The organism is Mesorhizobium sp. M7A.F.Ca.CA.002.15.2.1 (genome assembly GCF_003998715.1).
Classification (GTDB): Bacteria; Pseudomonadota; Alphaproteobacteria; order Rhizobiales; family Rhizobiaceae; genus Mesorhizobium; species Mesorhizobium ciceri.
Genome location: NZ_RZPI01000124.1, coordinates 1 through 10,424 on the forward strand (window position 1 = coordinate 1; position 10,424 = coordinate 10,424).

The window sequence follows — 10,424 nt, forward strand, 5'->3', positions numbered from 1 at the left end:
CGGCTTGTCGGCCTCCTTGGAAAACAGCACCGTCCCGGTCTCGGCATCGATCATGAAGGCCTGCGCGGCCTTGGTCTCGAACAGCTGTGCACCGGCCGGAGCCTGGAAAAACAGCAGCAAGCCAAAAACCAGAAGCCCGGCGAGAGGCGGGAGCAAGCGAAATTGCATGATGTTCGACCCGTTGGCCGGCACCGCCGGCAAGCCCGCGAAAAGTATCAGGCTTTTTGCGCGGCGGATCAACCGCGCAGCGGAAATCCCATCAGGCTTGCGCTCAGTTGCGCACAGCCAGCGCATCGGGCGCGCCATGCGACCAGGCAGCCTGCAGCAAATCATCGAGATTGCGGTGGCCATCGGGATAGAGATTGACCGAATACCAATCCTCGCCATCGAGTTCCGAACGCTGGATCTCGATCTTGCCGTATGCGGCAAGCTCAGCGGCAACACGCTTGGCCTCCGCTGCATCCTCGAACGAACCAGCCGCGACGTAGTCAGTGGACGGACCGGCCGCTGGCGGCTGCCGCTTCCATGATTGGAGCACATCGGCCGGCGACATGCCGTCGCCACCCATCGCGGCGAAGGCATTTGAGGCGCGTTCGACCCGCTCGTCGGCATAGGACAGCGAGGCCACGGCAAACGGCGATTGCGGCGGCAGATTGATCTGCGGACGCTCCGGCACGATCGGGCCGAAATCCGGAAGCGCCAGATCGCCATAGGCCGACGACTGCGTCGACATGATCGGCTGGACAGAACCGGTATCTGTCAACTGGCCCGGAAACGGCACGGCAGCAGTGCCGGCAGGCAGGCTTGGCGACGGCCCGTTCATGGCGACCATGACGCCGGTCGGCAGTCCATCCGACGGGTCTGGCGCCCTGTTGCCGGGATGATAGGAGGCCATCAGATACTGGTCGTCATCGCCGTCGAGCGGCGCGCGGCCGACATATTCGACCTTCACCTGAGCGGTGCCGGTGTTGGCATAGTCAAGCATCTGGGCAGCGCGCTCCGATACGTCGATGATGCGGCCTTCGTGATATGGGCCGCGATCGTTGACGCGAACGATGACCGAACTGCCGGTCTTGAGATTGGTGACGCGGGCATAGCTTGGCAGCGGCATGGTCGGGTGCGCCGCCGTCAGATGGGTCATGTCGTAGACTTCGCCATTGGCGGTAAGCCGGCCATGGAAGGCGTCGCCATACCAGGAGGCGAGGCCGGCCTTGGCGTAGCGCTTGTCTTCCTTCGGGTAATACCACTTGCCACGGACCTGATAGGGTTTGCCAAGCTGATCCCTGCCGCCGCCACGTTGGATGCGCCCGTTCCGGGAGATCACACGCGGGCTTGCCTTCACGCCATATTCGGATTCGGCGAAATACTCCTTGGAGCGGGTCTTCTTGTTGACCATCGCTTTCGGCTCAGGCTGCGACGCGCAGGCGGCCAGCAAGGCAGCCGACATGGCGAACAACGCGACGGTAGCAGCGCGACGAAGACGCGGTGGCGTCACAGCCTGCATTTTCCTGATGTCCCCTTCAGTCTCAACTCAAGGCGTCGCGTTCAACCACCAGAGGAGCCAAAACACTCACCCGACAATACCAACGACGCTTAAAACCCCGATCCTTTGTGCGCAGGAATTGCTTATCACGGTATTAACCGATTGTGGCCGCAACCGGGCAAGATTGTGGCGTCTCCACCGTAAGAGCTCTCTGAAAAGTAACGGTTTTCGTGCTTCCACGCGAGAGATGTGATGCCCTCTGCCACAGAAAGCCTGGCTTCGCTCCTGCCCGCCGTGTCTGCCGGTTGACCGGGCTTTGTCGGGCAGCGGACCGACCGCCGGAACAAAGAAATGCGCCGCTAGTTTCATCCGCAGGGCACTCGAACAGAAGGACGAGCATGATGAAAATGACTTCATTGATGGTCGCGATCGCGATGTCGCTTTCTGCCGGGTCTGCGATCGCCGCATGTCCGGACAAGTCAGCTTCGAACACCGGGACCGATGCCGGACAGACCGCCGGTATTTCGAAAGATGGAACCCACGCGCCTTTAGAGACTCCGAAGGCCATGGGCAACGCGAACAAGCCAGCCGCCAAGGATGGCACCACGATGCCATTGGCGGGCGCTGAAGGCGGGGGCGACAAAAACCTTGCAACCTCGCAGCAGGATATCGAGGCGCAGCAGCACGGTGATAAGGCCGCGGCGGCAAAGGCGGACGAAAATTGCAAAGACTGAGGACCGTACAGGCCGGAGCCGATTTGCAGCTTCGGCCTTCCTCACCAGTAGCTGTTCCCTTGGCGAAAGTTAAATCTGCGGGATACCGCAGCTGTCCCAAGAGGCTGACCCGTAGGGATTCGCCAGTCGGCGGGCTCCTTCTTCATCATGCACCAATGGGATAGCGAGTTCCGGTGCTCGATTCCGACAAACTCAGAGCCTGCCAGGACGGCAGGAACCGACACAGTGGTGGTTGACGCAGCCCTCAATGCCGCTTTACAGGAATGAGGCGTGAACCAGCCGGGAGCGCCTTCGGTGCCAATCCGGTGCCACAGGCCAAACGAGTTGGCCCCGCGCTGCCCAAATGGTTGAAAAACCACGATGGAGGAATGGCCGAGCGGTTTAAGGCACCGGTCTTGAAAACCGGCGTGGGTGCAAGCTCACCGTGGGTTCGAATCCCACTTCCTCCGCCATTCGATCGAGAAGGGCATACAGAGCATACAGAACTGAGTACGCCGATTTCCGCCTCCGTGGACGTAAGGGTGAAGCGTCAAACATCATGTCTGCTTTCTCCTGACCTTGGGCGTCAGCACTGGTAACCCCCCTGCTCATTCGACGTTCTATCCCTTGCATCGACCGCAATCAGAGGTATGCTAACACTTCATTCTGGTTGTATATTTCGCAAGGCTTATGGGATATTCGATCTCTCACGAGCGCCTGTCGGTAGTGATCGGTCGCATATATGAGGCCGCCTACGATCAATCGATTTGGCTTGACGTGGTCCTTCAGTTGCAAGCCATGTTTCATGGCTCCAGAGCCTGTTTCTCGGGCATCGACTGGGCCAATGTCGAGGATAGCTTTTGCGTCTCACCGAGCCGCGACCCCTATTGGGACAGGATTTTCCTTGACCATTTCGCGACCAACGAACTCTTTGCGCCGCGTGTGGCCGCGCCGCTTGGCCGGGTTTTTAGCGACACCCAGTTGATTGGGCGGCACCGTATTGAACGCACCTCCGTCTGGAACGAATGGATGATGCCGCAGGACATGTATGACGGCATGTTCTGCAATCTGCGCGCGTCGGAAAAGAACTACTGGTTTTTCGACGTGCAGCGAGGCCGAGGGCAGCCGGCGTTCGACGCCGATGATCGTGCGATGCTCGCCCTGATCACGCCTCATCTGCAGCGCGCTGCGGGTTTGGGCCGACATTTCGAGGCGCGACCTGTGCTCCGATCGCTGCTCGGCCACCTGCCCTTCGCCGGCTTTATCGTCGATCCGCGCCTGCGCATCCTTGACATGAATGACGCCGCGCAAAGACTTTTGGTACAGCCGATCACTCTGCTGACGGCGAACGGTGGCCATCTGGCCACCTCCGATTCCACGCAAACCCAAATGCTGCAACGTGCGGTCGCACGAGTCTGCCGGGTGGACGAGAGCGAGTTTCCCATTTCGGCTGCCGATTTGATCTTGCGGTCGGAGCGCGGCGACCAACTGGTATTGTCGATTGGATTGTTGCCCGACGGCGAGATGTTCGGCCTGTCGGCTGGACCTTGCGCGGTGGTGCTGGCGCGCGAATCACGTTTGGCCCTGTCGACGAGCTTAGCCGATCAACTGCGAAAAACCTTTGGGCTGACAGGGAAAGAAGCTTCCGTCGCGCTCGCGCTCGCAAGCGGATTGTCCTTGAAGGAAATAGCGATCAGGGAAAACATGGCCTACGGCACCGCACGCGTTCATCTGGACAAGATTTTTCGCAAGACAGATACGCAGAGGCAGAGTCAGCTCATTGCGCTGCTGAATGCATTTCGTCTTCTGCCCTAACAAGCTGCAATAGCACATTAAGGTTCTTCGAGTGCAGGGCGTTGCGACTGTGGCGAGCCAGCGACAGTGCGCCACTCTTTGGCCGGTCTATGGCATTTGATATATATATCGCCCACCCATCATCCGTTATTGCGAATCTGAAGCACTGATTTGCTCGAAGCATTGCTTTGCTTGGGCTGTTCTGATGACGGCAGATTGCATTTATTGGACGATGGGGCGGGCCTATCATGAGACTCTACGGTTTTTCGGCAGACAAAGCCTACCCACTCGTTTCCTTGCGCGCGCAACTCCTCTCGCAGGCCAGTCGCTCGGCACTGCGTTTCGCAATCGGCATGGCCGGTTTCGCCGGCTCGGCTGTTTTCTTTTCCCCGCAGGCGCAGGCGGCATGTACGGTCACTCTGGGAACTGATGTGCAGTGCGGCACCACCTCCACGGTCAATGCCGTCAATCCGGCTGCTCCTCCCAACGACCGGGGCTATTCATTTTCTTCACCGTTTACGGCCCACCTCGCGATCGATGCCGGGGCGACGGTCAGCGGATTTGGCCTCGCGATCGAGAATACCGGCAATGGCGCCGTCATGGTCGTCAACAACGGCACGATCAGTGTCGATGCGGGCAACACGCCAACAGCCGGCGGGACCGCGGCACTCAATATCGATGCCGCCTCCAACCTGATCACGTACACAGGCAGCGGCGCGATCACCAATAACGGCAGTGGCGATGCCTTCGCAATAAAGCAGAATGGCCTGGGCTCGATCGATGTCGATGCCACCGGCGATATCACGGCGGCTGCCGGCTCAGGCATTGTGGTGCGTAACACGGCGGCGAGTGGCTCCATCGATGTCACCACGGGCGCGGTGACGGCGCTGGCTGCTGGCATGTTCGGTATCGACGTCCAGTCGTCTTCGACGGCAGGCAATCTCACGACCGTGGCGAACGGCGATGTGACGGCGGGCAATACCGGTATCTTGGGTCGAGTTTCCTCCACAGGAACTGGCAACATCGATATCACGGCGAACGGCGCCATCGACGCAGGCAACGGCATTATCGCGCAGAACTTGGGCAACGGCTCGACGACGGTGAAGGCGATGGGACCGGTCACCGCGACAATGGCGTCGGGCCTTGGCGTCTTCGCTCAGGGCCGGGGCGATGTCTCGATAACAACGGGTGCGGTGACCTCGACGGGCGGTCAGGCGGTCTATGCAATAGGGACCGGCACAGGCACAGGCACAATCGATGTGACGACCAACGGCAACGTCTCGGGCACTGCAGGCATCCTCGCAGGTAACTCCGGCACGGGCATGATCAGCGTGATCGCCAATGGTGCGGTGACCGGCACATCCTTTGACGGCATCGTCGCGAACGGTGGTGGCGCGGTGGACGTGCAGGTCGCCGGCACGGTGATGGGCGCGCGTTCCGGCCTGACCTTGATTGGTGGCGGCGGCGGCACGGGTAATCTCTCGGTGACGGGCGCGGGCGGCTTCGTCGGCGGCAGCGACGATGCGGTGAATATTCAGAACTATGGCCCGGGCACGGTCACGGTCGATATATCCGGCGCCAGCAGCTCGACGAGTGGCGGCGGCATCGTGGTGCGCGACACGGCGACGGGCGGCAACATCGGCGTCACGACGGGCGCGGTGACGGCGCTGGCTGCCGGCAGGATCGGCATCGACGTTGAGACGCTGTCGGCGACGGCCAATGTGACGATCGTGGCGAACGGCGATGTGAAGGCGGGCGGCCCCGGTATCTTCGCTGGCCTTTCCTCGGGAAGCGGCAACGTCGATGTCACGGCGAACGGCGCGATCGACGCGAGCAGCGGGATTGTCGCAGGGACTGTCGGTACAGGTTCGGTGACCGTGAAGGCGGTTGGTCCGATCACCGCGACGACTGGTCGAGGTATCGACGCTGAAAGCTCGGCCGGCAATGTCGCGGTGATAACGGGTGCTGTGAACGCAACTGCGGCTACGGCGATCTTCGCGCTCCAGGACAATCCGGTGGGCGCTGGCACGATCAATGTGACGACGAATGGCAATGTCTCGGGTACGACAGGTATCCAGGCAACCAATCTTGGCACGGGCGCGATCACGGTGATCGCCAATGGCGCGGTGACCGGAACGTCGGCCGAGGGCATCGTCGCGACGGGCAACGGCGTAGTGGATGTGCAAGTCGCCGGCACGGTGACGGGCGCGACGCGTGGCCTGACTTTGACTGGTGGGACGGGCGCCATCAACGTCGCCTCGTCGGGCGCGATCCGTAGTCTTTCCGGACTGTCCAGCGATGCGGCGATCGAGACCAATGCCGCGACGATGGCGCTCACAAACGCCGGTTCGATCGTCGGTACAGCGCAGTTTGCCGGCGGCGCGACACTGTTCGCCAACGACGGGAACTGGAACGGCGCCGGTGGAACCAGTGATTTCGGCGGTGGCGCCAGCAGGCTGGTCAACGACGGGACCGCCGTCGGTGGAAACTCCGCCGGCGTCGCGGAGACGACGCAATGGACCAATCTGTTTCAGTTCACCAATCAAGGCACCTTGACAATGGCCGACGCTGGCGCCGGCGATGTGATCCGGCAAACCGGCGGCAATGCCGCTTTCGCGACTGGCAGCATCATGGCGATCGATATCAACACGGCCGGCCAGGCCGACAGGTTCAGCACCTCCGGCACCGCGACGATCACTGGCGCGACGCTGACCGTGAACGCCGCGGGCGGCATTGCGGTGCCGGGCACCCGCTATACGGTGTTGACCGCCGATGCCGGGCTGACCGGGCAGTTCGCTGCCTTGACTGGAGTTCTCAACACCGCCTTCCTCAGGCTTGTCGATACCTATGACACCAACAACGCCTATCTCGACATCCTGAAATACCGCAACTTCACCGACGCAGCCTTGACCCGCAATCAGATCGCAACCGCTGGGGGGCTCGAGAGCCTGCCGACATCCGGATCCCTGTACAACGTCATCCTCAACCTCGCGACCGACGTGCAGGCACGTGATGCCTTCGACCAGCTCTCGGGCGAGGTGTATCCCTCGGCGCAGACTTCCCTCATCGAAGATAGCCGTCTTCTGCGCGACGCGGCGACGAACCGCATCCGGGCCGCTTTCGGTATCGTCGGTGCATCGGCCGCTCCGGTCATGGCCTACGCCGATCAGACCTATGGCGGTGCTGCGGGCGCCTATGTCTCGCTCGATCCCAATACGACCGCTGCAGTGGCGTCGGACACCGATCGCTTCGCCCTCTGGAGTCAGGGCTTTGGTTCATGGGGCCATACTGGCAGCGACGGCAATGCTGCCCGCGTTGACCGCTCGACTGGCGGTTTCCTGGCCGGCGGTGACGCCGCCATTTTCGACACCTGGCGATTGGGTATCATGGCGGGATACAGCCGCACCAACCTCGATGTGAAAGACCGCGCCTCGTCGGGCTCGAGCGACAACTATCATCTCGGCCTCTATGGCGGCACCACTTGGGATGTTGGGGGCGGCACGCTCGGCTTGCGCACCGGTACATCCTATACTTGGCACGACATCGCGACGAGCCGCTCCGTCACTTTCCCCGGTTTCAATGACAGCCTCAAGGCAGATTATCGCGCCGGAACGGCGCAGGTGTTCGGCGAACTGGGCTATGGTATCCATGCTGGAAATTTAGGCTTTGAGCCCTTCGCCAATCTCGCCTATGTGAACCTCCGGACTGACGGCTTCACCGAGACAGGCGGCGCGGCGACGCTGACAAGCGCTTCGGCAATCACCGATGCGATCTTCACCACGCTCGGCCTACATGCCTCAGGCGAGTTCACCGTCGGCGAGATGGCGGCGACGGTTCGCGGCACGCTCGGCTGGCGCCATGCCTTCGGCGAGACCGTACCGCTGTCGCGCTTCGCATTCGCCGGCGGCGCATCATTCACCGTCGCGGGCGTGCCGATCGCCAAGGACGGGCTGATACTCGATGTCGGGTTCGACATCGCCATCGCACACAATGCCACGCTCGGCCTCACCTATGGGGGACAATTCGGCAGTCGCGCCGCAGACCAGAGCGTGAAAGCCAATCTCGCGGTCAGGTTCTAGTTGGGGGATGGGCCACACGCCGCAGGACGAGCCCGCATTCGCGTCTCCTCGTCCACCCGCGTTCCATTCACAATCCGCGTTTGCCGCCGCCACTTGCGCAAAAGGTAGAGCCTTTAGCCTTTGGAAAGGGAGATGTGGTTCCTCTCAGAGGCGCGGACTGCGCGCTGAGGCGAATCGATGGATATCTTTGGCATCAAGGCACTTCTGATCTGCGCCCTGATCTTCATTCCGTTCGAACATCTGTTTGCCGAGCGGCCGCAGAAGATCTTTCGCAAGGGCTTCGCTGTCGATCTGATTTATCTGCTGTTCAACGGCTTCATCATAAAGCTGGCCATCGTCATGATGGCGGCAGGCGCGCTCGGTGCCGCTGCACTCCTGGTCCCGCAAGCGATAACGCATGCCGTCAGCGGCCAGCCCGTCTGGCTGCAGGTTGCCGAAATCATCGTGATCACCGATGTCGGCGTCTACTGGACACATCGGGCCTTTCACAAAATCCCGGCGCTTTGGAAGTTCCATGCCGTTCACCACGGCATTGAGGAACTCGACTGGCTCGGGGCCTTCCACAATCATCCCGTCGACGCCATCGTCACAAAGGCAATATCGCTGACGCCGATCTTTTTCCTCGGCTTCTCGGAAGCGTCGATCGCCGTCTTTTCGACTCTCTACCTTGGACATACGCTGCTTGTGCATTCAAACGTGCGGATTCCGTTCGGCCCCTTGAAGTGGCTGATCGCCAGCCCGCAGTTCCATCGCTGGCACCATGCCAACCAGCGCGAAGCCTATGACAAGAACTTCGCCGGGCAGTTGCCTTTCCTCGACGTGCTGTTCGGCACCTACAATCCCACCGGTGACAAGGTGCCGGACAAGTACGGCGTCGACGATCCGATCCCTTCCACCTATTTCGGCCAGATCGGCTATCCGCTCCTGCGCCGCAGGAAGCTGCCGAACCGGGCGGTGCCGAACGCCGAAGCCTGACGGCTGGCCCGGCGTTGCGGTATCCACACCGGTCCCCTTTCGAGCCGCAGGACGCCGAACCACCGGAAGGCTTTTCGCCTCGAATCGGCTAAACCTTGCGCCATGAACGAGACCTCACTCTATGCGCCGGTGAAGCGGTTCCTCGAAAGCCTCGACTTTGTCGTCAAAGGCGAGATCGACGGCTGCGATGTTGTTGCGTTGCGCGAGGGGGAGCCGCCGGTTGTCGTCATCTGCGAGTTGAAGCTGCAGTTCAATCTCGAACTGGTGCTGCAAGGTGTCGATCGTGCGGCGGCCTGTGACGAGGTGTGGCTGGCCGCGCGCATGTCGGCTCGCGGCAAGGGACGCGAAAGCGATGCCAGGTTCCGCAATCTCTGCCGCCGGCTTGGCTTCGGCTTGCTTGGCGTGACCGCGACGGACCGGGTCGAGGTGCTTCTCAGCCCGATCGCGCTGGCGCCGCGCAAAAATGCCCGCCGGCGCTCCCGCCTGGTCGATGAGCACCAGCGCCGTCGCGGCGATCCCGTTGCCGGAGGAGGATCGCGCAATCCGATCATGACCGCCTATCGCCAAAGCGCCCTCGCCTGCGCTGCCGCCATGGTGGATGGCCCCAGGCGGCCGCGAGATCTGAAGGCGGTGACGCCGATCGCGCCCAAGATCCTGCAGCACAATGTCTATGGCTGGTTCGCGCGCGTCGACCGCGGCCTCTACGATCTTACCGATGCCGGCCGTGCCTCTTTGATCCGTTGGCCGCAGGCATCGCACGACGAATCCCGACACGCAATTTTGAACGCAGCAGCCATATGATTGAAGATTCCCGCAGCGTCCGAGGCGGTCCGCTCGGTTGATTTCTCCGACAAAATATGTTGCTTGTCCCGCCCATGAAGAAGCTCTGCATGACCGCCTTGGCGTCAGTGACACTGAGTTTTCCAGCCAGCGCAATGGACAATGCATTGCGCGCCGGACTGATGAAACTCGATCCCCAAACTCGCCTTGAACAGCGTTGCGACGCCGAAGTGCTCGACCGCATCACCCATGACGATCGCAAGTTCAAAGCCGATCGCGTCGTCGCCTACGCCTTTGCCACGCCCGAGATGGGCGCCGATGCAATCAAGAGCCCGGGTGCTGCGTTTCGCAGCAAGGGGCAGTGGTACAGGCTGAAATTCAAGTGCCAGACCGGGCCGGACCATATGGAAGTCTTGCAACTCCGCTACCGGATCGGCGACGAGATTCCGGAAGCCGACTGGGCAAAGTATAATCTCTACGATTGATTGGCGATCGGCCATGGTTTTGCCTGGCTGTCGGCGAGTGCCGCGAGCATTGGATCTGGCTTGACGTAGCGATGCTTCGGTGATGGCGCCACGCGTGATCCCTTGACGCCAAGGG

7 protein-coding genes, 1 tRNA gene and 1 pseudogene are annotated in these 10,424 nt (G+C 61.5%); 7 read left to right on the forward strand and 2 right to left on the reverse strand.

Features of this window, described 5'->3' with window-relative positions; translation table 11 throughout:
• Positions 1 to 306: pseudogene (locus ENZ74_RS35040) on the reverse strand (D-alanyl-D-alanine carboxypeptidase); the annotation flags it as partial.
• Positions 272 to 1,504, reverse strand: a complete 1,233-nt coding sequence (locus ENZ74_RS10035) for a septal ring lytic transglycosylase RlpA family protein (RefSeq protein ID WP_127312755.1) — start codon at positions 1,502 to 1,504, stop codon at positions 272 to 274. The gene ENZ74_RS10035 and the pseudogene ENZ74_RS35040, both read right to left, overlap by 35 nt.
• Before the next feature lie 377 nt (positions 1,505 to 1,881).
• On the opposite strand from ENZ74_RS10035, the gene ENZ74_RS10040 reads away from it, so the two are divergent.
• From ENZ74_RS10040 to ENZ74_RS10070, 7 genes are all read left to right on the forward strand, one after another.
• A complete protein-coding gene (locus tag ENZ74_RS10040) occupies positions 1,882 to 2,217 on the forward strand; it encodes a hypothetical protein (protein WP_013531580.1) in 336 nt (111 codons plus the stop codon).
• A 362-nt stretch (positions 2,218 to 2,579) separates the two neighbouring features.
• Positions 2,580 to 2,669, forward strand: a tRNA-Ser gene (locus ENZ74_RS10045).
• Positions 2,670 to 2,886: 217 nt separating this feature from the next.
• Positions 2,887 to 4,011, forward strand: a complete 1,125-nt coding sequence (locus ENZ74_RS10050) for a helix-turn-helix transcriptional regulator (protein ID WP_063168011.1) — start codon at positions 2,887 to 2,889, stop codon at positions 4,009 to 4,011.
• Between the two features lie 332 nt (positions 4,012 to 4,343).
• Positions 4,344 to 8,069, forward strand: a complete 3,726-nt coding sequence (locus ENZ74_RS10055) for an autotransporter domain-containing protein (RefSeq protein WP_245465998.1) — start codon at positions 4,344 to 4,346, stop codon at positions 8,067 to 8,069.
• Positions 8,070 to 8,246: 177 nt separating this feature from the next.
• Positions 8,247 to 9,044, forward strand: a complete 798-nt coding sequence (locus ENZ74_RS10060) for a sterol desaturase family protein (protein ID WP_063168009.1) — start codon at positions 8,247 to 8,249, stop codon at positions 9,042 to 9,044.
• Positions 9,045 to 9,146: 102 nt separating this feature from the next.
• Positions 9,147 to 9,845, forward strand: coding sequence for a DUF2161 domain-containing phosphodiesterase (locus ENZ74_RS10065; protein WP_063168008.1), 699 nt, complete (start codon positions 9,147 to 9,149; stop codon positions 9,843 to 9,845).
• Between the two features lie 56 nt (positions 9,846 to 9,901).
• Complete coding sequence (locus tag ENZ74_RS10070) at positions 9,902 to 10,309, forward strand: DUF930 domain-containing protein (protein WP_032808257.1); 408 nt, start codon at positions 9,902 to 9,904, stop codon at positions 10,307 to 10,309.
• The last annotated feature ends 115 nt before the right edge of the window (positions 10,310 to 10,424 follow it).

Excerpts from the sequence above, each read along its gene's own strand:
- ENZ74_RS10035 (WP_127312755.1), bottom strand. The coding sequence starts at position 1,504 with ATGCAGGCTGTGACGCCACCGCGTCTTCGTCGCGCTGCTACCGTCGCG.
- ENZ74_RS10040 (WP_013531580.1), top strand. The coding sequence starts at position 1,882 with ATGATGAAAATGACTTCATTGATGGTCGCGATCGCGATGTCGCTTTCT.
- ENZ74_RS10050 (WP_063168011.1), top strand. The coding sequence starts at position 2,887 with ATGGGATATTCGATCTCTCACGAGCGCCTGTCGGTAGTGATCGGTCGC.
- ENZ74_RS10055 (WP_245465998.1), top strand. The coding sequence starts at position 4,344 with ATGGCCGGTTTCGCCGGCTCGGCTGTTTTCTTTTCCCCGCAGGCGCAG.
- ENZ74_RS10060 (WP_063168009.1), top strand. The coding sequence starts at position 8,247 with ATGGATATCTTTGGCATCAAGGCACTTCTGATCTGCGCCCTGATCTTC.
- ENZ74_RS10065 (WP_063168008.1), top strand. The coding sequence starts at position 9,147 with ATGAACGAGACCTCACTCTATGCGCCGGTGAAGCGGTTCCTCGAAAGC.
- ENZ74_RS10070 (WP_032808257.1), top strand. The coding sequence starts at position 9,902 with ATGTTGCTTGTCCCGCCCATGAAGAAGCTCTGCATGACCGCCTTGGCG.